Genomic DNA, 24,773 nt, shown 5'->3' with positions numbered 1-24,773 from the left:
ATTTCAGTGTTAGACCTTTTCATATCCCTACGAGCAAATTAATGTTATCCTTTTATTGCTAATCTAAAGTTTTTTATGTTCATACACTTGCGTGTTCATAGCGTTTATTCTCTGCTTGAGAGTTCGGTTAAAATTGAGGAGCTGATTGGTCTTTGTTTGCAGAACAAAATGCCGGCAGTTGCAGTTACTGACTCAGGTAACTTATTTGGCTCGCTTGAATTTGCAGAATATGCAGCAAGTAGGGGAATACAGCTAATAATAGGATGCAATATTATCGTTCGAAACTTAGAACAAAATTTATCAATACTCCTACTTGCAAAAAATGAACAAGGGTACACTAATTTAGTCACCTTGGTGAGTGAATCTTTTAAAAAGCGCAAGAATAACAGCGATATTCCTTACGTTGATTTTGATGAGCTATTAAATTTAAGTTCAGGCCTAATCGCCTTAACTGGTGGATATGACGGCATATTGGCTCAACTGTTATTGAAGCAAGATAAAGAAACGATAAAAAGACTGCTCTCAGCATTCGATGGTCATTTATATGTTGAATTGCAGCGTCATGGTCTGAATAAAGAGCTAGAGCTTGAAGAAGCTTTAATAGATTTTGCTTATCAGCGCAATATACCACTAGTTGCAACGAATGATGTGTTTTTTTCAAATAGATCTGATTATGAAGCTTATGATATATTAACGTGCATATCAGAGGGCAGTTATGCCCTGGAGAATAACAGAAAGAAGTTAACTACCGAGCATTACTTCAAATCTGTGGCAGAAATGGAGGAACTGTTCAGCGACATTCCCGAAGCAATTTATAACACTTTAGTGATAGCTAAGCGGTGCTCTTACATGCCAAGAAGCAGGCAGCCTATCTTGCCTAAATTTCCTTGTCGAGAAAATAAAACTGAGAATGAAGAACTGAGGGAGCAGGCAGTTGCAGGATTAGAATTCCGCATTGCAAATGAAACGGACATAGACCTTAAACAATACTACGATCGGCTGAATTACGAACTAAGCGTAATAACTTCGATGAACTACGCTGGCTACTTTTTGATAGTTTCTGATTTCATTCGTTGGAGCAAAGCAAATGGCATTCCAGTTGGACCTGGAAGAGGTTCTGGTGCTGGATCGATTGTTGCTTGGAGCTTACAAATTACAGATCTTGATCCAATAAAGTTTGGTCTGATCTTTGAAAGATTTTTAAATCCTGATCGTGTATCGATGCCTGACTTTGATATCGATTTCTGCCAAGAGAAAAGGGACCTGGTTATTGATTATGTTCAGAAAAAGTACGGTTATGTTGCTCAAATAATCACTTTTGGAAAATTGCAAGCAAGGGCAGTATTGCGTGATGTTGGTAGAGTATTGCAAATGCCTTACTCTCAAGTGGATAAAATATCTAAAATGGTTCCATTTAATCCAGTAAATCCTGTAACTTTATCGCAAGCGATAGAGCTTGATCAAAACCTACAGAAAGAACGAGATAGTGATGAGGTAATTGCAAAGCTTCTTGATATATCACTAAAGCTCGAAGGAATATATCGTCACGTTTCAACTCATGCTGCTGGAATTGTAATATGCGATCAAAAATTAGAAAATTTTGTTCCCGTCTATTATGATCCAAATTCGGCTCTGCCAATCACTCAATACAGCATGAAATATGTAGAGAAAGCTGGGTTAATAAAATTTGATTTTCTTGGACTTGGTACGCTAACACTAATAGATCATGTATGTCGTTTAATTAATCGTGATGAAAAAAAATTTGATATTTCCTCGGTTTCTTTGATTGATCAAAGAACCTATGAAATGCTCTCAAGAGGTGATTCAATCGGAGTGTTTCAGCTTGAAAGTTCGGGAATGAGAGAAGCTTTAATCAAACTAAAGCCAGACTGCATTGAAGATATCATCGCTTTAATTTCTCTTTATCGCCCAGGGCCTATGGATAACATTCCAACTTATGTTGCAAGAAAGCATGGACTTGAAAAGCCAGATTACATTCATCCATTGCTTGAGGAGGTGTTAAAAGAAACATTCGGAGTAATAATCTACCAAGAACAGGTAATGGAAATAGCGCGTATTCTCTCTGGATATAGCTTAGCAGAGGCGGATTTACTCAGACGTGCCATGGGTAAGAAAATTAAGGCAGAGATGGATAAACAACGTGAACTTTTTGTTCAAGGAGCAACAAAAAACGGTGTTGATTACGACAGGGCAAGTTATATTTTTGATCTTGTTGCAAAATTTGCTGGTTATGGATTTAATAAATCCCACGCTGCAGCATATGCGATTATATCTTACCAAACAGCTTACCTTAAGGCTAACTACCCGCTAGAATTTTTTACGGCCTTGATGAATCTCAATATTGATGATAGAGACAAACTGAATTTGTTTTATCATGCTGCAAAATTCAGTGGAGTTGCTGTTCTTTCGCCTGATATCAGCAAATCTAAGGCTGAATTTTCAATAGAGGGTGAGCACATACGCTACGGAATTGCTGCTTTGCGTAATGTTGGTTTTGCTATAGCAGAAGGAATAGTAAATGCACCTTATAAGGACATATGGGAATTTATTCAAAATTCTGGTCATATGATAAATAAGAGGGCGCTAGAAAGCTTAATTAAATCTGGAACATTCGATAGTGTGCACAAAAATAGAAAGCAGTTATACGAGTCAATAGACACATTGATTTACTTTGCAAATAAAAATAGGCAGTCAAATCAAGCTGCTTTATTTGGTAATCTTGATATTCTGAAGCCAAAACTTGAGAACGTGGAAGATTTTAATGAAGAGGAAAAATTAGAGCATGAGTTATTTTCATTGGGATTTTACTTAACTAATCATCCACTTGAAAAGTTTAGAACTCTCTTGAAAAAATTAAATATTGGGTTTATCGGAGAGAGTAAGACGATAAAAACTGCTGGTGTAATATTAAATGTGCGTATGAGAACCTCAGAACGTGGAAGATTTGTTATCCTAACACTTTCTGATCCCCACAATGTTTCTGAAATAGCATTCTACAATAATGAAATAATAGAAGAAAAAAGGAATCTATTTTCACCTGGAGCATTTGTGATAATTGATCTTGAAATTTCAGAAAACACAACGAGACTATCAGGAAAGGACATATCTGAATTTACAGAAAAGGTTACTTCTCTAATGAAAGGATTAGTTTTAACTGCTGTATGTGCAGACTCGCAAAAAGTTGCTGAGGAGTTGAATTCAGTGTTGAAAAATGGAGGCAAAACCAAAATAATGCTAAAGTTTCTTCTCAAAAAACATAAAGTCAGCATCTTGTTGCCAGGTACATATTCAATCACCCCCCAAGCTATTTATGAAATATCTCACTTAAGTTGGATTGAAGGCGTAGAAATTAATACAAATAACTTGCTTATATAAAAAAGTTTTATATAATAAAGTGTTTAATTGATATTAAAGGAAGATATAGTGAATCTCTATGAATTTACTTTTATAGCACAACCGAACTTATTGCAGCAAGAAGTAGAAGAAATGGTCCAAGAATTGGCTATTTTGTTGAAAAATATTAAAGCAGATGTTATTTCTCAGGAGTTTAAAGGTCTCATAGAAAGAGAACATAGCACAGTTACAAAACAAGAGCTAGAGGCAAGTACTGAAAGCATTAAAAAAAGTCTGATTGTTTACTCTGATTTTTTGGAAACTCTGACAAAAATTTTATGGGTTGAATTGGAAGAAGATTTTTCAAATTTAAAAGAAATAAAGTCAAGAATCGATAAAGAATTGAAAAATGAACTAAGTGATACGGGAATAAAACAAAATTTTATGGACCTTCCAGGAGCTAACACTAAAAGTGCATTTATCTATAATGTAGTAAATGCTTTTAAGGAAAATATTTCACAACATCTAATAAAGCCCCTTCAAGAGGTTTTAAAAAGTTTAAAAATAGTAGACTCAAATCAATTGAGTAAAACGCTGGAAGTGCTTTTGAAAAATATTGAAGCTTCAGGATTGATAAAATATGAATATTGGGGTCTATTGGATTTTGCATACCCAATAAATAAGATAAAAAGTGGTCATTACTGTATGATGTGTATAAGTTTTACTTCAAGCATTATGGATGAATTTGAGCGTAAAGTAAAACTGAATGAGAATATTATTCGCCACTTGTCTGTACGGGTTAATGAGTTTTTTAAAGGTAAATCTTACATGCTGGATAAACAAATTGAGGAGAAAAGTGCATAATGATGAAAAGACGAAATAGTTTTAATAATTCTTACGTGTCTGTAAATAACAGAACTGGCTTTAGGCGTCCTAAGGTCTGTCCTCTTACTGCATCTAAAGATGAGGACATAGACTATAAGAATATAGATTTATTGTCCAAATTCACCTCTGACTATGGTAGAATATTACCTAGAAGGTTAACAGGTGTGTGCGCAAGAAAACAAAGAAAGTTGCGCTTAGCAATTATAAGAGCACGCTTTTTAGCTCTTGCTCCTTACTGTACTAAAAAAGTTAGGTAATTTATGTTAATAATTTTAAAGGAAAATATAACAACTTTAGGTAAGCTTGGTGAAGTTGTCAAAGTTAAGCCAGGTTATGCACGTAATTTTCTTTTTCCACAAAAAAAGGCGATGAAAGCCACTAAGGAAAATTTAATAAAGTTAGAGGAACAGCGTTTATTATTGGAAGAAGAAAATATCAAAAAATTAAATGCAGCAAAAGTGCTTGCATCATCACTGCATGATAAATTTATTATATTAATAAAGCAAGCTTCAGAGGATGGAAAGATTTTTGGCTCTGTAACCACACGTGAAATTGCAAAAACTTTATTACAAGAAGGATATGATATAAGTCATCATAGTTTATCTTTTGGTGGAATAAGTATCAAAAATTTGGGCGAGTATCAAGTAAATATAGAATTACATAGTAAAGTGATAGTTCCAATTACTATATACGTTGTAAGATCTGAAAAAGATGCACATGAATTGAGGCAAGTAAAGTTGCAAAATCAGAAATCTGAGCAACAAGAGGCAGAGCAAGATGCGAGTAAAGAAGCTACTGATGGTGATGATAGCTGATCAAAGATGATCCCTTGTTATAGTCGTAAAGAAATGTCTTCCATTGCTAAGCTGGTATCATCCCAGTGCTCCCCTCATGTCATCCCAGTGCGTGACACTGGGATCCAGTTTATTTCATCATGGACATTATTTTATGCTTCTAGAATCCGTTGTCCATTGAATAATTTGCAAATACTTTTATATCTGGATTCCAGTGTCATGCACTGGAATGACACCATTATTGGAATAAATCAAAAATGATCCCACGCTATAGCCGCAAAGAAATGTCTTCCATTTGGGAAGAAAAAAATAAGTTTAATATATGGCTCAAAATAGAAAAATTAGCGTGTGAAGCTCAAGCAGAGTTAGGAGTGATTCCAAATAGTGTTGCTCAGAAGCTCTCTGATGTTATTGAATTTGATATTGAACGTATTAACGAAATTGAATCCATTGTAAAACACGATGTTATAGCTTTTTTAACATATGTTGCTGAAGAAGCGGGAGTTGATGTTCGTTATCTTCATTATGGAATGACAAGTTCTGACGTTTTAGATACATGCCTTGCGGTTCAGTTAAAGGAATCATGTGATATTTTGCTCGAAAATTTAAAAAATATACTTTCAGCACTGAAAAAAAAGGCTGAGGACTATAAAAATATTGTTTGTGTTGGGCGCAGTCATGGAATGCATGCAGAATCAACAACTCTTGGATTAAAATTTGCTAGATTTTATGCTGAATTTAAACGCAATTATCAGAGATTAATTAGCGCAAAAACAGAGATCTCGATTTGTAAAATATCAGGTGCAGTAGGTAATTTTTCAAATGTTGATCCGTTTGTTGAAGAGTATGTAGCGAAAGAAATGGGACTTATACCTGAAACCATATCGTCTCAAGTCATTCCTCGTGATAGACACGCAATATTCTTTTCAGTTTTAGGAGTGATTGCAAGTTCAATAGAGAATATTGCCGTTGAAATACGTCACTTGCAAAGAACTGAAGTTGGAGAAATTTCTGAGTATTTTTCCACTGGTCAGAAGGGAAGTTCTGCTATGCCGCATAAGTGTAATCCTATTTTAAGTGAGAATTTGACTGGGCTCTCACGCTTAATACGCAGCTATGTTTTTCCTGCATTAGAAAATGTTGCATTATGGCACGAACGAGATATATCGCACTCGTCTGTGGAAAGATGCATTGCTCCTGATGCTTGTATAGCAATGGATTTTGCTTTAGTACGATTAACAGATTTGATAGATAAATTGGTGATCAATAAGGAAAACATTGAAAAGAACTTAAATTCTTCAAAAGGCTTGGTTTTTTCACAACGAGTATTACTCGAGTTGGTAAATAGTGGTTTGGCGAGGGAAGAGGCATATAAAATTGTTCAGAATAATGCAATGAAAGTAAAGCAAGATAACAGTGATTTTCTGTTCGAATTGAAACAAGATAAATCCTTGCATGGAATTATTGACTCTGAAAAACTTGAGTCTTTGTTTGATTTGAAGTATTATATGAAACATATAGATTACATATATAGCAAGGTTTTTAATTAGGCTGAGTAGCTCAGTGGTAGAGCAGGAGGATCATAATCTCTTGGTCGGGGGTTCAAATCCCTCCTCAGCCACTCAAGCTAAGCTATGGTTTGGCGATAGCAGCGCACTTGACAAAATAACGTGATTCATTGTCAATTAACTGAAGTTTTTTTTCAGTTGTTCATATAGTATATGGAATAATGTATGTGAAGTGATAAAGATACAACATTTGTTGTATCTATTCAGGGGAATGGCTAATGGTATCCGTTCAAGAAAGTGGTAATGTAGATGAGAAAAGACAACTAAATGAATTTCATCCGAGTAGCTGACACTGGCATCTATATAAAGACAATCTAATGCACTCATTTAAAGTGAAGTTTTCTGGATCCCAGTGTCTAGGCACTGGGATAACAAGAAAAGAGTTGACTTGAATGACACCGAATAGGTACTGGGACAGAGGCTACTTGAATAATATTTTACCATGTCATTCCAGCACTTGATGCTGGAATCCAGAAGTTTTTTGAGCACAAAAGTCATGCTAAGTTTTTGTTGTTAAGAAAGGCTGGATAGCTACTTGCATGACACCATTTGTTACTGTGTTTTTGTCTATCTTATTTTGCTACCCTACTGAACGAATACACAAAATCTAACTTTTTTCTATACAACCAGCCAGGTCAAGAAAGGTGAATCTATCTCTTGTTGCAAATGTAAGATTGACTACCTTGCAATATTGCTCTTTGTTCCAATTAAGATGCTCCGGTAAGTACGGAATTGATAGATCTTCAAATACTTTCTGCAGGTGTTTTGCAGATAGTAAATTTTGCTTAATTAAACTAGAAATATTACTCCATTCTTTGCAAATAATCTCTTGAATTTTTTGCTGCATCATTTGCTTCTGCTTTAGAATTTTTATAAATTCGGTATTACCAAAGCACTGAGTTATATGTTTTACATCTAAAGTGATCGGTTTGGTAATCGGGTTTCGTATTGACAATATCTCCTCTTGCAAGTTAGCCATGGTAATCGTTGTCACAGCAATTTTTTCCCCATGTAACGAGGAGGAATAATCCTGTGTTACCATCTCAATTGCATGAGCTATCATATGTTCTCCTTGACTTGCAGAGTAACTGCCTTTTGACATCACCATTCCGAGTCCTGAAATCAATAAGGCTTCCATAAGTAATAAAACTACTCTTTTATCTTTTTTAGCAAGTGCCAAGTGTTCTCTGAGCAAAATTTCCTCCAGATTGCGAACAAGTTTAAAGGGGAGTTCATTATATTCTGTGCCAAGTAATAGATGAGATAATAGCCAATCGGCTTGTACTGTTGAACGGCAGATGAAATCTGCAAATCCACTTAATGTGAGGCGTGGTGGTGCATTGGCAATTATATCGGTATCAATGTATATTGCCTTTGGAAGATGTGCTCCGAACGATTTTTTATATCCATCAACTAATATTGAAGCGTTTGCAGAGCTGTATCCATTCATGGAAGCAGCTGTTGGAAAGGATATGTAGTCTTTGCCTTCTAAATAGCTTGCGTACTTACAGATATCATTAACAGTGCCACTGCCAAATGCAACCATTAAGTCACTATCTTTTGCTTTATTTCTAACTAGGTTTACAGCTTGGAGGGAAGCAGCTCTGTTCAGTCTATTTGGTGTCATCCAAGTAGCGTGACACTGCGATCCATCATAGTCACGCGCTGGAATGACAGGTGTAGCTGGAATAATTAAGTGAGAAATTTTATTAAATATGTTTTTATTTAAAAGTTTTGCTGTATTTTCATCTGCAATCAGAAAAATGTCATTTCCATATTGTCTACATATTTCATAGATATTATCAGCAACTTCCCTAATAAGAACTTGTTCTGTGTGCTGTAATATTTGTTTTAAATATCGCATAGAATGTTTACAATACGGTAATGTTAGTATTTCAAGATTGGTATGAAGATTGACCCTGTAGAACTAACTAAGAAATTAATTTCTTTTAAAAGTATAACACCAAAAGACGATGGGGCAATAGAGCATATAGCAGCCATTCTCAAGAAAAGTGGTTTTGAATGTGAGATTTTAGAGTTTGGTAATAAAGTTAAAAATCTTTATGCGAAATATATAAATGGAGTACCAAACTTGTGTTTTGCTGGACATGTTGATGTTGTACCACCAGGTGAGTTAAAAGATTGGATATCTGATCCATTTAAGCCAGAAATTAGAGATGGAATGCTATATGGAAGAGGAGCAGCTGATATGAAAAGTGGAATAGCCGCATTTATTGCTGCTATGGTAGATTCAGTTGCAGGTAAGTTTCGATTCAGTGGTTCAATCAGTGCATTGATTACCAGTGCTGAAGAAAGCGCGGAAGAACATGGAACAAAGGAAGTTTTGGAATGGATGAAAAGCAAGCAAAAAAAGATAGATTTTTGTATAGTTGGAGAACCAACGAGTAGTGAGAAATTAGGTGATACCATAAAAATAGGTAGAAGAGGTTCTGCAACATTTAAATTGATTTGCCATGGTAAACAAGGGCACGTTGCCTACCCAGACCTAGCGGATAACCCAATATATAAAATGATATCGATATTAAGTAAGATAAAAGATACCAACTTTGATACTGGTAATAAATATTTTCAGCCTTCACATTGCGAAATTACTACTATCGACGTTGGAAATAATACTAATAATCTAATACCTAGCTCAATAGCAGCAGGTTTCAATATTCGATATAACAACATACAGACGCTTGACGGCTTATATAAGCTGATTGATGAAATATGCTCTAGTGTAACTAACGATTATAAACTGTCTATGCAGAGCAGCAGAAACGTTTTTCTCTCTATTCCTGATAGAAATACTGATATTATGCTTGATGCGATAAATAAAATTACCGGCATTGATGCTGTGCTGAGTACAAATGGTGGCACATCTGATGCTGCGTTTATTAAGGATATTTGTCCAGTAATTGAATTTGGTATGATCAACAAAACCGCACATCAGGTAAATGAATGCGTATCAATAGACGATATACATAAATTAACAGCTATATATAAGGAGTTTATAAAAAATTATTTTTACCCCACTAATAAAATATTAAACCAGATCAATGTAATTGGTAATACGCCTGATGGTCCATTATTAGCTTGAGGTGCAGTTGCATAGAGAAGAAAACTTACTAGACACATTTTACCAGCCCCTTATTATAATATTAAGGGTATTTTTGACTCAAAACTTGTCTTTGATCTGTGCGAGCTCAATAACAAAAATTCAGTAGAAAGCTTATTGGCGAAAATTATCTGTTCAGCAGAGTGACAAAATAAGATAGACAAAAAGGGTATAAGAACAAATAGTGTCATGCAACACTGGTTTTTGTACACAAAACGTTGTAAAGCGCTTTTGTCAACCTGGATCCCAGCTCGGATAACAAGAAAAGAAGCACTGGTTTCACATAGATCTGAACAGATATAATTTCTTAAACATTTATAGCTCACATAAAACCCGGTCTGACTGTCATAAAGGCTACTCGCTTCAGCAAGACAACTTTCGCACTACTTCAAATTCTAATTTTCAACTTAAAGAGGTACATAATGTCAAATAACTTCAATTTCAAAGAATTTTTTCACCATCACGAAGCAAATAGCACTTTAGATGATATACAAAGGTACTGCATACTGTGGCAATCAGTGATATCACAGGCAATGATTGATGCAGCAAGTAACTGTAAAAAAACAGAAAGCTTGGTAGAGAAACGTAAAGCAATTTCCTGGCTATCAGACTTCAGTCAAGATTTTGTTGAAACATGTATACTGGCTGATTGCGATCCGTTATACGTAAAAAACAAAATACAGCCAATTCTAAAAAAGATAAAGCCCTTTTAATGAGGTTTACCCCTCTCACCAAGAAAAATATCATTTAATCTTTTTTCTATAGCTTCATCTATATCTTGGATTAATAGCTGCTTTATCATATTCACTTTCCGTTCTGCCTCTTGAAGATTATTGTTACCGTAACTGTTCTTATTACTATAACCATAACTACTGCCATTTGGTTTATTACTCATTTTTCTTCTTGTGCTGAGTATCTGAACTATCTTCTCCTTGAAAAAAGACTTCCAGCCTGTGCCAGAAAATAATTTGTAGAGAAAATGCGGAGTAAGAAACGCTACTAATATTCTAATAGAAACTCCATAACCCAAATCATCTCTATTTTCATAATACCATTTTAAATATTGATACAAATGGTAAAATGCATTTTTGAAAGAGCTAAACTCTACAGTATACCAAAAACCATTGGTGAGAAACATGAGCATAATGCTCGATGTATAAAGATACAGAGTGAAAAGAAATAGCTTGACAACTATATCTTTCAAACTGCCCAGTATGTAATTAAATAACCTTAATTTATAAAAAAGTGATATCATTTCACGCACACTTCAATAAAGCTGGGGTGGAAGGATTCGAACCTTCGCGTGGCGGTATCAAAAACCGCTGCCTTACCACTTGGCTACACCCCAATATTTTTTATATCAATAACATTATTAACCCAATTAGTAAAAGATTTATTCGCTTTTCCTATGGGTATTATCACAACGGCTGGTTGATCATAAGAATGCATTGCCTCGATTTTTTCTACAATCTTATCAGCCTGATCATTCCTACTCTTCATAATTGCCACTACTTCACAATTACTATTAATTTTACCTTCCCATAAATACAGAGAATTTACTTCAGGAAATATATTTACACACACAATTAACTTCTCGTTTAACAATTCTTCAGAAATAGCCTTAGCCTCTTTCAAGTTCGAAAAAGTTATATAGACTAAAACTAAATTGCTCATTAACCGCTACATAAATGCATTTTTACTATACTCTACTTAGATTTATTCATCAAGAGAAAATAGGAGAGACCTCTTCAGTGCTTGACACACAGAAATTGAAGATGTCATTTAGTAGCTCTCCCCTTGTTATCCCAGTCTGGGATGGCTTTGTTGCATCGCTCAAGTGAAAAGAACTGGCAGTTACTGACAAAATTCATTATAAAACAGCCATTTAACTGTTGAAGAAAAAATATGCCACAGAAAATGAAAGTCAGTAACCAAAACGAATATAACAAATTCCTTGAAAAAAGGGGAATATTTTTCGTTACATCGATGAAGCTATCGAAAATTGGTATGAAAATAGTCCAAAAATGCAGGGCGGCAACTATATTTATAGTGATAAAGTTGTGATTTTGGTGCATATAATCGTCAGTTTCTTTAGAATTGGTTTAAGACAAACAGTCGGGTTTATAAAAGGGTATTTGCAACAAATAGGAAGAGATTTGCAGCTATTCACAAGCATCAAAAAAAACTTAATATTAAGATAAATGATTGCAGAAAATAATATAGAAGATATCGAAATTGCTATAGACAGTACAGGAATTAGTATATACAACAACACACAGCAAGGAAAATAGCACTGACAGAGTGGCTATGAGCAAACGAGAAAATTGCACGTAATGTTGAATATAAACAACAAAAAAGCCATAGCTGTAAAATACAGTAACGGTGTCTACTCTGATCACTTGTGATTTGCTAAAAGAAGTTGATTTTCAGCATGCCATAAAAGCACTATATGCAGATAGAGCATGTGATAGGCACAAGTTTTATAAGTTGTGTAACGAATATGATATAAAGACAAAAATTCCACCAATAAACAATGCGGCAGAACATCCAGAAATAGATTATATGTCTGACAGGAATGCTGCTATTAGGTTAATAAAATTATACGGTGAAGATGGCATGAAAGAATGGAAAAAGAAGTAAATTATGGGAAAAGATCTTATATTGAAGGGTTTTTCTCAAGATTAAAGCAAATATTCGGATTTAGTTTTAGGAATAAATCTGAGATAAATCGAGAAAAAGAACTAAATGCTATTTGCTTAATAAATTCACTGATATTGGTATGGCTAAATTTGAGATAGTTACATGAATTTACCATAAATCACCATCTCATAAAGTGTGATGCAACAAAGCCATCCCAGTGTCACTGCCATTAAGTTAAGGGAAAGAGAAGTTAAGATTGGACAAAAAATTTGAAGTGATTGATAATTATGGTAAATACTAGGGTGAATTTTTAAGAAAAGGGAGTCTGAAAAGTGCAAGTTATTTAAAAAAGTAATAATTGCAGGTTATTTTGCAAAGAATGTACTAATACAATGATACTGAAAAGATATCTTGAATTTAAAACACATGTTTTCTAGCTCTTTTCTGGTAGTTGAGTGAACGAATATCAGATATCTTATGACGATCAACTCTTCTCCCTTTTCTTACCACTAAAGTGTTCATCAAAAATAACTGTGATAGTCGATCCATAATGCAGTCTATGTCTGACTCTGTAGAAAAAATATCAAAGGCTAAGTTTTTAATCGCATTAAATGAGACAGATTTATTGATGCTTTTTTTTAGTTTACTATTCTGTGCGCTCAATGTCTCTTCATCATCTTCTATCATGATACTTTCTAGATTACTGATGAAGATAGTTGACCAAAAATCCTGCTTGATAGTTTCAATACTTTTTCCTGTGAAATTCTCTAAATTTAATCTTCCCTTCAGCCTAGAAAAAAATGTTTCTACTCCCCAGCGCAAGTAATATAATCTCTCAAACTCTTCGACTGTAAAACTTTGCTCATCTAACAGATGATGTTACTAACACTTCAACTTCTCCAGAAGAAAGTATTATTTTGACTAACCTGAATTTCATCTCATCAGGTAATCCTAGCTTTCGTAGCTGTCTTGCTACTTTAATAGGTGCGGTAGACACTACCACCGTACTAGATGGGCTTTCCGGCTTAAACATAGCGTTTATTTCATTGAAAGACGAACTTGGACAGCGAATTATATAATTGATTTTCCTTCCTGTAAGCTCAGCAAGAAATCGATAAGATACGTATCCTCTATCACAGATTAACAAATCGTCTGATTTTATGGATTCAAGCATACCGATCGCTAAATCAACCTCATAGCTGTCACCTCTACTTAGCACAGATTTTATTGCAATATTATTTAGCACATCGTAGCAAACTTCAAAGGTTGCACTTGTATAGTCTTCAAATCTCTGGATTCCATTCCATACTGCTCTTGAGCTAAACTCGCCTATTATTTTGTCGCTCTTTGGCAGAATCAGTATTGAAGCATCAAATGCAAGTACTCTGAAGCCATGGTGGGTTTTAAATTCCTGATCTTGGTAGTATAGGGAAACTATATCATCATTTAACTCTGAAAACGCAGTATGCTTTAGCTTCTTTCTTGCTTGAGTAAATGCACTTGCCGTAATTGTGTAATCTTTTCTTGTATGCAGAACAAACTCATTAAGCATTACTTGTAATGACTTTACACTCTTTCTAAAAATCAGGAGAAATACATTAATGAAGGGCAGCTTTCTTTTTCGTGAGAAGTCTTTTGAGGATGCTCTGTGTGCGTTTATAAAGTTTAAACTCATCAATTTATTTTTTATAAACATGATTATTCTTTTTTTTACTCATGTCATTACTTCTTTTAATTTGTGGATCTTACCTGATTTTACAATACAGTCCATCACTTCCCCTTAACTTAATGGCAGTGAGACTATGCTACTCCTTTCTATCCACTTTTTTGAGCAATCCACTTCTACATCTAACACACATCTCAGTGATTATAATATCCAATTTTTGATCATGTTTTTCTACAGGTAAATTTTTACAATATTGCTTCTCATAGGCTACACCTATAAATATTTTTCCAAGTGGCCGTAATTTTTTTATCATTTCATCATACCAACCACCGCCAAAACCTAACCTATTAAAATGATCATCAAAAGCAACAATAGGGGTAATGATTGTGTCGGGAATCATATCTTCATCTGCTTTATTCCATTCCTCAAATTTTAATAACTTATTTTTATTAGGAATTGCTACTTTATATCCTAAATCGAGTAAATGATGCATCAAAGGCACAACATTAATTTCTCCGTCTGTTGGAATGTACGCTGCTATTGTTTTACCTTTAACGCAACTTAAGTTTTTGTTAAAGAGATTAATAAGAGAATTTGCTGCATAACTAGAATAACTTTCATCAACATCTTTTCTTATGGTTCTATATTGCTTCCTTAGTTCCTCTTTGTGCTGTTTAGTGTCTTTGAACATGTTCTATCAATTTTGCAGTGAGCTTTTCTTGTAAACTATTTTGCTTCAAGCGCTCACTTAAAAAATCAAAGTCAACAAGCTCCATATCCTGATCTTGATTACTGCAACTATAAACAAAACTTATTTCTCCTGTTTCCTTATTTATGTGTTGCTGAATACATTGAGCGCAGATTTCTTTCATCATGCACTGCATAGGAGAGTTAACTGATGATATTGCTATGTGTTTTGGTTTCAGATATGGCTTTAAAATTGTTTTTCTAGCTTCATTTACAGCTTTCATCATTTTATCAGAACCAATAGTGATGATTTTATCTATAGTGTTTAAACTAATAGTAATTTTACCTAACTTTCCTTGCTGATATGAGCTTATTGCATTAACTATATTACCATGAAAGGATTTATCCTGATCTCTACTTGTTTCTATCAATCCTTCTTCACATGCCCAAATTACTGCACTTGATGCACGTTCTATCAGTGCTCGTTTAAATACATCACTTAATTTTTTATAGCCAGCGAAATATAAAACCTTATGATTGTTTTCAAGACATGCCTTCCCTATCGAAAATAACACTGCATTTCCAACTCCACCGCCAATGAGCATTATATTCTTCATAAACTTTTTATGGAGTAGAAAACCTCTCTAACTTCAATTAAACTGATAACTAACAGCTGCATTTTTTCGCATATTATCCAATAACAGGTTGCTTTGTATCATAATCTTTTGTTGATACATTTCCTGTTTGATTGCTTCTATATCCATTGCATTATTTTTGATATCACATAACATCATCAACTTTGCAGTGCTATTTTCTCTTAATTCTACTATTTCATTCATATTTGTTTTACTAAATAAAATCTGTAAATCAGGATTTAAATTTCGCATTTTTATTTCAAACTCTTTTACGCTTGGCAACTTGAAATCATCTGCTAACTTGTCAAAATTTAAACAACTGACCTTTTGCTCCTTAAAATTAGAGAGTAAACTTTCTGAACCTTCAACTACAACCTGTTTCAGTTTTAAAGTACTTTTCAGCATTGTATGATTAAGCTGTACTTTATCTATGACTTTTATAACAGAGTAACCTTCGCTTAAACTAACCGGACCTGCTACATCACTGATTTCTAATCCTTCCAAAACGTCCCTGAGTTTACCTTTTAGCTGACTTAAATTAACGGTTGCTTTGCTCATCTTTATTGAAGATTCTGGATTATTACTGCTACGTAATTGTTTTATTAAATCTTCAGCCATCTTCTGATCAGGAATTACAAACTCCTGAAATGTAATAAGGTAGTCAGGTTTCTCTTTTTGTTTTCTTACATCGTCCACTTCTTTATCGCTGATATTGACAAGTGGCACAATTCCTACTTCAATAATCTTGTTCCACAGTAGCTGACACTTTACTTGTTTTTTTAGGGTATTGAGATCTATATTATGCTTTTTTACGTATTGATCAACTTCATCAGCCTCAAGTTTTAAACTTTGAGTTAAGAATAACGTGACAGCATTATTTAACTCCTCGTTACTCAATTCTATATTCATCTTCTGTGCTTCGCTGACAATGATAATTTCGTCTATTAACTGTCTTAGAATTTGAGATTTTACCTCTTTTTGATTAATCTTCTGAGTGCCAAGCAATGAATTTATGAAGTTTATACGTCTTTCAATATCTAAATTTGAAATTGGCTCACCATTTACATCTGCAACAATTTCAATCTCAGTTGCAAGTAACCTAAGCGGCAGCATTATTAATATCAAAATTAGTATTTTATGCATATAAAATTATTTAGCTAATAACTAATTCTATAATAAATACTGAATAAACGCTAGCTAACTTTTTAATAATTAAAAAAGAGGATGAAATTACTGTAATGAATACCTAAACAATAATATACGGAAGGAGAGGGATTCGAACCCTCGATACGACTTTTCAATCGTATAACGGTTTAGCAAACCGCCGCCTTCAGCCGCTCGGCCACCCTTCCAAATTATTACTATAATATCAAGACCTTTACTGCCTGTCTAATGCTTTTAACCGCAACATAAAAAACAACAATATTTTTCTGAGCAGCTCTAATGCAAACTAATTTCTACTTTTTTCAATGATTTTTTTTGCTTTTTCCACATCAGCCCATTCTCCAACTGTTACCGTTTTTCCCTTTTCTAAATCTTTATAATGAGAAAAGAAATGAGCTATTTTATCTAGTAGGTTTTTAGATAAATCAGAATAGTTTTTTATATTGTCATAATAGCTATCAACACTGGAGATAGGTACAGCTAATATTTTTTCATCCTCTCCTTTCTCGTCTTTGGTAAGTAATGCACCTACTGGACGCACCGATATCAAAACTCCAGGCGCTAAAGGAAATTGAGTTAGCACCAAAACATCCGCAGGGTCACCATCACCTGCGCAGGTATTTGGTACAAATCCATAATTGCAAGGATAAGTCATTGAGGTAGACAAAAATCTGTCAACTTGTAATAATCCGAGCTCTTTATTAAATTCATACTTTACAGGTTCAGCATTTGCACTTATTTCAATTACTACACTGATTGCATCTGGTTTTGTTGTTATTTTGCTTAAATCCATGGATTACCTCGTTATTCAAGAGAAGATATTATATAGCATACACTTTAAAAGTGCTACATTTATCATTCATAAGTAGAGGTTTATGGTTGCATAGGACCATTTGTAAAACCATTAATAGTTGAACGTTGAATGTGGAGGATCTTGTGGTGATTTCAGTAGTTGAAATAAAGCATATACTACTACAATAGTCAGTACTGCAGCAATTATTAGATTAGTTTGTGGGCTCATTGAGTTAAACAAATTTTGCTCCATAAAGAAATAATCGGTAGCATATAATCCAACAGACAATACAAATATGCCTAAAGCTAGTTTGCAGAACGTATTTCTATGGCCTTTATTTTTCTTATTGAAATGCCTACATCTATTCTCTTCTTGTGAGGTTGAGTAATATGTATTCTCAGGGCTTGTCACTAATTGCTCAAATTCATCACTATTTTGGTTTTCTAACAATTGCTCTAGGGTGTTTTTTATATTTATAGGATATAATTTGAATCCATACTTCAAGTCTTCCTCTTTCCTATCTACATTATCATAATCGATTGTATACTTAGTTATTCCATCTTCATTTGTGAGATTAATTTCGTGGTGTAGTATACTGGATAAAGACACTATATAACCATTTATTAACGGATTCCTATTTAATTCTAGAGCTTTTCTTTTTGCTATTTTATCAGGTGACAAAAGTTTTTTATAACCACCTCCAAAAGAATATAATAGAGAAAATAATAAAGCCACATCTCTATCTACTTTTATCTCTTGATGAATAGAATAGTAACAATCGATAACAAGTTTATTAAAATAAAACTCTTTATCAGATTTTTCATTTAACAGTTTTGTGATGTCAGTAAATACCTTATTTTCAAAATCTTCTACTGTTTCAAATACTGGGTTTCTCTTTGGATTTGCCAAAACGTTAAGAAGCTTTAATTTTTTTTGATCCTCTGTTAATTCTGCTTGATCTATAACTTCCCTTATCAGCCTTTCTAGCACACCATCATTTTCAACTGCAGCATATATTTTATCAATTACTTCTTGAGTATTGAGTTGAGTATTCCCTACAAGAGCTTTATAAGCTTGAGTATAAATTAAGAACAACCCTTGTAGACTAAATTGTAAGTTAAAATATTTATCTAATGATTCCTCTTTTTTTCTAACGAATGAAGACAAACCAATATGGTTTCTGTGGTCTATTTTACCAGTTAAGTTAGCATGTTGAAAATTGCCTAAAAAAATAAACAAGGCCTCTAATAAATTGCCTTTACCAACAATTTCGATTAATTTTTCAACTTCTTTAACCATCCCTCTAGTCCACAATATAATAATTATCTTTATAGTATAAAGAATATAGGGTAAAACAGCAATAAATTTTATTGTATGTTTACATTCTGCATTAAAAAATTAAACCACCAAGTTAGGAGCATATCCAACCTCCACCGATAACTTGTTCGCCCTTATATGCTACACAGGCTTGACCTGGACTGATGCCAAAGTAATCGTCGTTTAAAATGACACAGGCTTTATTTTTTTCGTCAATTGAATGTATTGTTGCTAAACTTCCTGCATGTGATGACCTGAGCTTCACAGTTACTTCCATACCTTCCTTTGGTTGTTCTAACCAATTTAACTCTTTGATCAATATTTTTTTTTGCATTAATGCGTTGATCGGACCTACTATAACCTCATTATTCTCTGTATTAATTTTTATCACGTAAAGAGGCTCATTGTGTGCGATGCAGAGGCCTCTTCTCTGCCCCACTGTAAAATTTACTATGCCGCTGTGCTCACCTAGCACTTTTCCATGAATATCTACTATTTTACCTTTCTGTACAGATTGTGGAGCTAATTTAGCTATTGTTTTACTATAGCTTTCGGAAACAAAGCATATATCTTGACTATCCGGCTTTTCAGAGATTTGTAAGCTAAAATATTTTGCTAATTTTCTTATATCACTTTTATAGAACTCACCTAGTGGAAATCGCAAAAGCTTTAACTGCTCCTCAGTTGTAGCAAACAAAAAATAACTTTGATCTTTACTTTTATCAACACTTCTGCACAACTTTACCTCACCATTTTCTTCTAATCTTCTTACGTAATGTCCTGTTACGAGCACATCCGCACCAAGATTTTTTGTGACTTGCAATAGATCACGGAATTTTACTGTTTGGTTGCATCTTACACATGGTATGGGGGTTTCCCCACGCATGTAAGTATTCGCAAAATCTTCTATTACTTCCTTTTTAAATGTTTCTTCGTAATTTAAAATATAATGAGGAAAGCCAACACTTTCAGCTACGCGTTTGGCGTCATAAATATCTTGTCCAGCGCAGCATGCACCTTTTCTTGCATTAGCATTGCCATCAGTGCCATATAGCTGAAGAGTCACACCTATCACTTCGTACCCAAGGTTATACAGCAGTGCTGCAGCAACGGAGCTATCAACTCCCCCGGACATTGCAACAATAGCCTTAGTTTGATGCGGAGCTTTATCTTTTAATAAAGGTTCAATTTCAAATTCTTTTAGCATATAATTTATAAACACAAACCTGGTGTCAAGCACTGGAATCCAGTTTCTATTACACAATTTCATCGAAACAGCGTACTTATTTGTAGTCAAGTTCCAGTGTCAAGCGCTGGGATGACACCCCTTCCTGCTGGAAGTTGCCTTTAAATTACTTGGTGCGTGACACTGGGATCTCATTTATATTACATAATTCCATCAAAACAATTCGATAAACTGCCTTCAAAAACAATTTAATCTTGCTTGAATAAAACATGGCCAAAATAGTCCATGTTTTCAAGTACTTTTCCGCTACCCAGGGCAACACAACAAAGTGGATCATCTGCAACACGAACTGGTAATTTTGTTGTTTCACTAATAACTTTACTCAAGTTGCGCAATAACCCACCTCCACCAGATAAAATTATTCCTCTATCAACTATATCAGAAGAAAGTTCAGGTGGAGTACTCTCCAGTGCAGTTCTAATAGCAGAAATTATCTGATGTACAGGCTCTATTAGGCTCTCTGCAACTTGATATTCTGATAAAAGCATTTCTTTTGGCATACCACTCACTAAATCCCTGCCTTTAATTATCATTCCCTCTTTGTTGTTTTCAACTGGCAGACTGGCTGAACCGACGTTTTTCTTAATTTTTTCAGCAGTTGTTTCGCCAATCAATAACTTATGATTTTCACGAATGTATGACTTTATTGCCTCATCCATAATATCGCCACCTACTCTGGCAGAACGTGAATAAACAATTCCACCTAAAGAAATAATTGCAACTTCAGTTGTACCACCTCCTATGTCAACAATCATAGAACCTTCAGGTTCGGTAACTGGAAGTCCAGCCCCAATTGCTGCAGCCATTGGTTCTTCAATTAAGAATACTTCATTTGCACCAGCACTTTCTGCTGCATCTTGTATAGCACGCCTTTCAACTGGGGTAGATCCAGATGGAACACATATGATAATATTAGGCTTATTAACAGTGAATCTTGTGTTTGCGCTGCGTATGAAATATTTTAACATTTCTTCCGCGCTTTTAAAATCAGCAATAACTCCGTCTTTCAAGGGCCTTATCGCTTCTATTTCTCCAGGTGTTTTTCCGAGCATCATCTTAGCTTTTTTGCCAAAAGCATAAGGAACGTAACTTCCTTTTTCTTTTACTCTTGCTACAACTGAGGGTTCATCAAGCACTATCCCCTGACTTTTCTGATAAACTAAAGTATTTGCAGTACCAAGATCTATAGCAATATCGCTAGCAAATAAACCTTTGAAAGTAAAAAAATTTCTGATTAAATTCTGAACAAAACTCATACACAACTCAAGAAAACCATTTATTGAGATAAATTATACTTTTCAGATAAGTAACTAGTGTAGCACTCAATATCTAAATCCCTACCTGTTACCTTTTTTAGCTGTTCCAAAAAGCCATAATTTGCACTATATACATTTTTAGAGAACCAATCGATAAGTAAACTGAAATCTCCTTTTACTATAGAATCTAAAAATTCGTAATGATTTTTCTTAATGAAAGAAAAAAACTGCACAGCAGCGATTAACGCTATGACTTTAATAGGAAAGTAGCCTATAACACCACTTATCCAATACTCATCTTGAAAATAAGTGTCTAGCTCATTTTTAGCTTTTACTGAAATCTTGTAATGCTTCATACCTTCCAACCATTTATCGTGTAGATCTTTAACTTCTAACGTACCATTTATTAGATCTTGTTCTAATTTAGTTCTTAGCATAATGTGAGCCAATAAACTAAATTCATCCGCATTCTTCAAAAAAGATGAAAGATTTACTTTATTGAAAATCAAATACAAATTTTCAACACTACTATTAATTTTGCCTTTTGTAGAAAGTTTCTCCTTTATGTGTGGTTGAATGAACTCAATAAATTCTCTGGATGTTCCAATGATCCTTTCCATGAATAACCCTTGAGTTTCATACATAATATGTTTTGTAATTGAGCTCTTTATAGAATTTTGCGCTAAACATTTTTGATGAATTGCATAACCAGTATGCCGTAAAAGTAAAAATAAACCATAACAAAGGTCAGATTCATCATAATCGATAGAATCGTAATAAGAAATGGAAATCTCATTTGGTGTAACACTCATTTGCTGTAAGAATAAGGAACCAAGTTCAATCTGTCTCTGAACCGTAACTTTTTGTATATTAGTAACCTTATCCTTCTTCTGCTTTTGAGTTACTTTCTCTACATTTTCACTAAAAAATTTACCTAGCTTAGGAAATATTTCCTTTATGTTCTTTTCTGTGATATTAGAGTCATAGTCAGCAAGCAATGACTCATAGTTTGAGCGCTTTAATTGCTGCGATTTTATAGAAGCTGCTTCACGAGTAAGCTTAATTAGGTTAGTAAAGCATTCTTTCAGCTTTTCTAAGTTACTAATTTCAGAATTAGTTAGCCTCCATAAGTTTTGGCATTCAATCTTAGCTTTGGACAAAGATTTTACTAAATCAACAGGAATAGCACTATTGCTTTTATGTATCCCCTCTATTAACTTTAGCTGCGGAGTGTCTGCACTCTTATTATTGCTAAGAGCGTCAGCTAATGATTCTTTTATTGCATCATGAGAGATAATTTCATGTCTGATTTCCTCTAGAAGACACATTTGTTCAACTTTGTCCTCTACATTCAATTGGCTTTTGCTTAGTAGTTTTAGTGTGTTTTCGATATTCCTTACCTTATGTAATACTTCTTCTAAAAACTTATAAGATCTCATTTTTATTCATTGTTTTGAAAACATCTGTTTAATATCGTAATAGATTAATAATAAAGTTAAAAGTATATTTGCTTAAAGTACAATAAAAAATTGTATTTTTACTCCTTCATTGAACTTTTCGACAAAAATCGAGCATCTTATCAGAAAATTAATTGTCAGATTGTATTGTAAGTGAAATATTTAGTATTTTATTTTTCTTGACTACATTATAGTATAGAGTGATCATTAGTGCTAAAGTTAAAATTATGCGCTATATTTAAAATTTATGGAGGTTTAGTAATGTGGAGTAGATTGGTTATAATGTGTTGTTTTTGTTTACTGCTTACTGGCGTAAGCTCTTGCCCTAAAAAAGGAGTAAATGCAACAAATAAAATGAATTCCGTTGTTAAGCAGATAGGTGATAAAAGAGTTTTCTTTGGTTACGATGAATCTAGTATTACTGAAATAAGTGCAGATGCATTGCTTGATGCAATGGAAGTGTTACAAGATAACCCTGATGCGAAGGTTACTTTAACTGGTCATACTGATAATCGTGGTTCTCATGAATATAATCTTGCATTAGGTGCTAGAAGAGCAGATGCAGCTAAAAAGTTTATGGTCAGCTGTACGCCTTACCTAGAAAATAGAATCAAAACTGCTTCTAAAGGTGAAACTGAGCCTTTGGTTGACGTAAAAGATGATTCTAAAAATTCTAAGTACGAAAAAGAACATGCTAAAAATCGTAGAGTAGAATTTTCATTTTCTGGAATAAAGAAATAGTTTCTTGCGTTAAAACCTGGATCCCAGTGTTTAGCACTGGGATGATACAACGTGCAAATCCGTTGCTTCCACTGATTGTTAGTTGAACTTGTATTGAAGTCCTGTGGGCAGTATAATGTAGAGAGATATAAACTACCTAACCGAGACATAATGCAATTGGAGCTGTCATTTCAAAATATAGTTAATAACTTTGCTTTTCATGATAATCAAGTTGCGGTTGCAGTATCAGGTGGTATAGATAGCGTAGTTTTATTGCACTTAATGATTAACTGGGCAAAAAAAAGTAAGCTTTTAGCCCCTATAGCATTAACAGTAAATCATGGGTTACGTTTAGAATCTCAAAAAGAAGCTCATTTTGCTATAAGTTACGCAAAAGAACTTGGAGCAAGGGAGTCATTCGTATTAAATTGGGAGAAAAAAAATATTAAAGGCAATATTCAGTTACAGGCACGAAAAGCACGATACAAGTTATTAATAGAATGGTGTAAAAACAATAATGTTAAATATTTATTTGTTGCTCACCACGAAAATGATCAAGCAGAAACGTTCTTGTTGAGATTAGAGCGAGGTAGTGGCGTAGATGGATTATCATCAATGGACTACAAATCTTTCTTCAATGGTATTTATGTATTTAGGCCATTGTTAAATTTCAGTCGTAGTAAAATAGAAAGGTATGCTCAGCTTCACCAGTTAAGATGGATCGAAGATAGAAGCAATTATGACTTGAAATACAGGCGAACTTTATACCGTAACTTGCTTAAAGCAAGTGATAATCAAGATGTTCTAACAGAGCGAATATGCCTTACAGCCCTTCATATGAAAAGAGCTGCAAAAGCGTTGATGCACTACACACGCCTTGCATTTAATGACTGTATTAATGTTCATGATCTTGGTTATATTGAAATTAAACTAAGTGAATTTTATAAACTGCCAGAGGAAATAGCCTTAAGGCTCCTTCTTTATTCTATAATGGCAATCTGTGGTAAATACTATAAACCAAGATACAACAGCCTTGTTGCAATATTTAATAGAATATTGCAACAAAATAGTGATGTTAATTGCACACTCTATGGATGCAAAATAAGAAAATATGGAGAAAGTATTCTGATAATGAGAGAATCGTCAAAGATACAGGAAATTACTGTACACTTACCATTAAATGGTTCTATTGAATGGGATAACAGGTTTAGCTGCACAATATTTGGAGATCAGGAGTGTTCAGTAACTATTGCTCCACTAAAGAAAACACAAAAAATCCCTGAATTTCTAAAAAATTATGATTATTGCTCTGAAGTTTACTATTCTTTGCCTACAGTACAAAAAGATGGAAAGATGCTTGCTTATCCTGATGTAAATTATAACGGAAAAAATACCGATGATGATAAGGTTCGATTCATTATTAATAGCACGATAAAACAAAATTTGGTAAGCTTGATTAGTATTTAATTA

General features: G+C 33.9%; 20 protein-coding genes, 3 tRNA genes and 2 pseudogenes. 11 read left to right on the top strand and 14 right to left on the bottom strand.

Annotated features, from left to right (window positions below):
• Positions 1–75: 75 nt before the first annotated feature.
• From dnaE to OPR30_RS01130, 6 genes are all read left to right on the top strand, one after another.
• Entirely contained in the window at positions 76–3,396 is a 3,321-nt protein-coding gene (gene dnaE, locus OPR30_RS01155) for a DNA polymerase III subunit alpha (RefSeq protein WP_265030882.1), read from the top strand.
• 48 nt (positions 3,397–3,444) lie between these two features.
• Positions 3,445–4,218, top strand: coding sequence for a 30S ribosomal protein S6 (gene rpsF / locus OPR30_RS01150; RefSeq protein WP_320109776.1), 774 nt, complete (start codon positions 3,445–3,447; stop codon positions 4,216–4,218).
• Positions 4,218–4,496 carry a 30S ribosomal protein S18 gene (gene rpsR / locus OPR30_RS01145; protein WP_010402759.1) on the top strand — a complete coding sequence of 93 codons (279 nt, stop codon included), beginning with the start codon at positions 4,218–4,220 and terminating at the stop codon, positions 4,494–4,496. Before rpsF ends, rpsR begins: the two co-directional genes overlap by 1 nt.
• A 3-nt stretch (positions 4,497–4,499) precedes the next feature.
• Positions 4,500–5,054 carry a 50S ribosomal protein L9 gene (gene rplI / locus OPR30_RS01140; RefSeq protein WP_010402757.1) on the top strand — a complete coding sequence of 185 codons (555 nt, stop codon included), beginning with the start codon at positions 4,500–4,502 and terminating at the stop codon, positions 5,052–5,054.
• Positions 5,055–5,290: 236 nt separating this feature from the next.
• Entirely contained in the window at positions 5,291–6,583 is a 1,293-nt protein-coding gene (gene purB / locus OPR30_RS01135; protein ID WP_064085669.1) for an adenylosuccinate lyase, read from the top strand.
• Positions 6,583–6,654, top strand: a tRNA-Met gene (locus OPR30_RS01130). Before purB ends, OPR30_RS01130 begins: the two co-directional genes overlap by 1 nt.
• Positions 6,655–7,208: 554 nt before the next feature.
• Here the strand turns inward: OPR30_RS01130 and OPR30_RS01125 are convergent.
• A complete protein-coding gene (locus OPR30_RS01125) occupies positions 7,209–8,465 on the bottom strand; it encodes an iron-containing alcohol dehydrogenase (protein ID WP_265030878.1) in 1,257 nt (418 codons plus the stop codon).
• A gap of 42 nt (positions 8,466–8,507) precedes the next feature.
• Between OPR30_RS01125 and dapE the strand changes: the two genes are divergently transcribed.
• Together dapE and OPR30_RS01115 are read left to right on the top strand one after the other, a co-directional pair.
• Complete coding sequence (dapE, locus tag OPR30_RS01120; protein ID WP_265030877.1) at positions 8,508–9,704, top strand: succinyl-diaminopimelate desuccinylase; 1,197 nt, start codon at positions 8,508–8,510, stop codon at positions 9,702–9,704.
• A 440-nt stretch (positions 9,705–10,144) separates the two neighbouring features.
• A complete protein-coding gene (locus OPR30_RS01115; RefSeq protein ID WP_007301973.1) occupies positions 10,145–10,435 on the top strand; it encodes a hypothetical protein in 291 nt (96 codons plus the stop codon).
• Here OPR30_RS01115 and OPR30_RS01110 read toward each other — a convergent pair.
• The 3 genes from OPR30_RS01110 to cutA all read right to left on the bottom strand — a co-directional run bounded on the left by OPR30_RS01110 (position 10,432) and on the right by cutA (position 11,396).
• Positions 10,432–10,860, bottom strand: a complete 429-nt coding sequence (locus tag OPR30_RS01110; protein ID WP_236607905.1) for a hypothetical protein — start codon at positions 10,858–10,860, stop codon at positions 10,432–10,434. The genes OPR30_RS01115 and OPR30_RS01110 overlap by 4 nt on opposite strands.
• A gap of 138 nt (positions 10,861–10,998) precedes the next feature.
• Positions 10,999–11,070: transfer RNA gene (locus OPR30_RS01105), tRNA-Gln, on the bottom strand.
• Positions 11,061–11,396 (bottom strand): divalent-cation tolerance protein CutA, encoded by a 336-nt coding sequence (cutA, locus tag OPR30_RS01100; RefSeq protein ID WP_264377446.1) that lies wholly within the window; start codon positions 11,394–11,396, stop codon positions 11,061–11,063. Before cutA ends, OPR30_RS01105 begins: the two co-directional genes overlap by 10 nt.
• 231 nt (positions 11,397–11,627) lie before the next feature.
• Here cutA and OPR30_RS06385 point away from each other — a divergent pair.
• A pseudogene (locus tag OPR30_RS06385) lies at positions 11,628–12,528 on the top strand (IS5 family transposase).
• Positions 12,529–12,779: 251 nt separating this feature from the next.
• Here the strand turns inward: OPR30_RS06385 and OPR30_RS01080 are convergent.
• From OPR30_RS01080 to OPR30_RS01035, 10 genes and pseudogenes are all read right to left on the bottom strand, one after another.
• Positions 12,780–14,058 (bottom strand): annotated as a pseudogene (locus tag OPR30_RS01080) (IS4-like element ISWpi18 family transposase).
• Between the two features lie 109 nt (positions 14,059–14,167).
• Positions 14,168–14,719, bottom strand: coding sequence for a 5-formyltetrahydrofolate cyclo-ligase (locus tag OPR30_RS01075; protein ID WP_265030875.1), 552 nt, complete (start codon positions 14,717–14,719; stop codon positions 14,168–14,170).
• Entirely contained in the window at positions 14,703–15,332 is a 630-nt protein-coding gene (locus OPR30_RS01070; RefSeq protein ID WP_265030873.1) for a ferredoxin reductase domain-containing protein, read from the bottom strand. The genes OPR30_RS01075 and OPR30_RS01070 overlap by 17 nt, the downstream gene beginning before the upstream one ends.
• Positions 15,333–15,365: 33 nt before the next feature.
• Positions 15,366–16,493 (bottom strand): SurA N-terminal domain-containing protein, encoded by a 1,128-nt coding sequence (locus tag OPR30_RS01065; protein WP_265030872.1) that lies wholly within the window; start codon positions 16,491–16,493, stop codon positions 15,366–15,368.
• Positions 16,494–16,611: 118 nt separating this feature from the next.
• Positions 16,612–16,702 (bottom strand) — tRNA-Ser (locus OPR30_RS01060).
• A 98-nt stretch (positions 16,703–16,800) separates the two neighbouring features.
• A complete protein-coding gene (gene ppa, locus OPR30_RS01055) occupies positions 16,801–17,307 on the bottom strand; it encodes an inorganic diphosphatase (protein ID WP_265030871.1) in 507 nt (168 codons plus the stop codon).
• A 111-nt stretch (positions 17,308–17,418) separates the two neighbouring features.
• Complete coding sequence (locus OPR30_RS01050) at positions 17,419–18,606, bottom strand: WD1261 family protein (protein ID WP_265030869.1); 1,188 nt, start codon at positions 18,604–18,606, stop codon at positions 17,419–17,421.
• A gap of 112 nt (positions 18,607–18,718) precedes the next feature.
• Positions 18,719–19,831, bottom strand: coding sequence for a tRNA 2-thiouridine(34) synthase MnmA (mnmA, locus tag OPR30_RS01045; RefSeq protein WP_265030868.1), 1,113 nt, complete (start codon positions 19,829–19,831; stop codon positions 18,719–18,721).
• 227 nt (positions 19,832–20,058) lie between these two features.
• Positions 20,059–21,126, bottom strand: coding sequence for a rod shape-determining protein (locus OPR30_RS01040; RefSeq protein ID WP_064085834.1), 1,068 nt, complete (start codon positions 21,124–21,126; stop codon positions 20,059–20,061).
• 20 nt (positions 21,127–21,146) lie between these two features.
• On the bottom strand, positions 21,147–22,565 hold the full coding sequence (locus tag OPR30_RS01035) for a gluzincin family metallopeptidase (RefSeq protein ID WP_265030866.1): 1,419 nt from the start codon (positions 22,563–22,565) through the stop codon (positions 21,147–21,149).
• 279 nt (positions 22,566–22,844) lie between these two features.
• Between OPR30_RS01035 and OPR30_RS01030 the strand changes: the two genes are divergently transcribed.
• On the top strand, positions 22,845–23,324 hold the full coding sequence (locus tag OPR30_RS01030) for an OmpA family protein (RefSeq protein ID WP_265030864.1): 480 nt from the start codon (positions 22,845–22,847) through the stop codon (positions 23,322–23,324).
• Between the two features lie 150 nt (positions 23,325–23,474).
• The gene (gene tilS, locus OPR30_RS01025; RefSeq protein WP_265031105.1) at positions 23,475–24,770 is read left to right on the top strand and encodes a tRNA lysidine(34) synthetase TilS; all 1,296 of its coding nucleotides are present in this window, start codon (positions 23,475–23,477) and stop codon (positions 24,768–24,770) included.
• Positions 24,771–24,773: the final 3 nt, after the last annotated feature.

Source organism: Wolbachia endosymbiont (group B) of Athalia cordata (genome assembly GCF_947251845.1).
In the GTDB taxonomy this organism is placed as follows: domain Bacteria; phylum Pseudomonadota; class Alphaproteobacteria; order Rickettsiales; family Anaplasmataceae; genus Wolbachia.
Note: the sequence above shows the minus strand (reverse complement) of the source record. Positions and strands in the feature narration are given on the sequence as shown.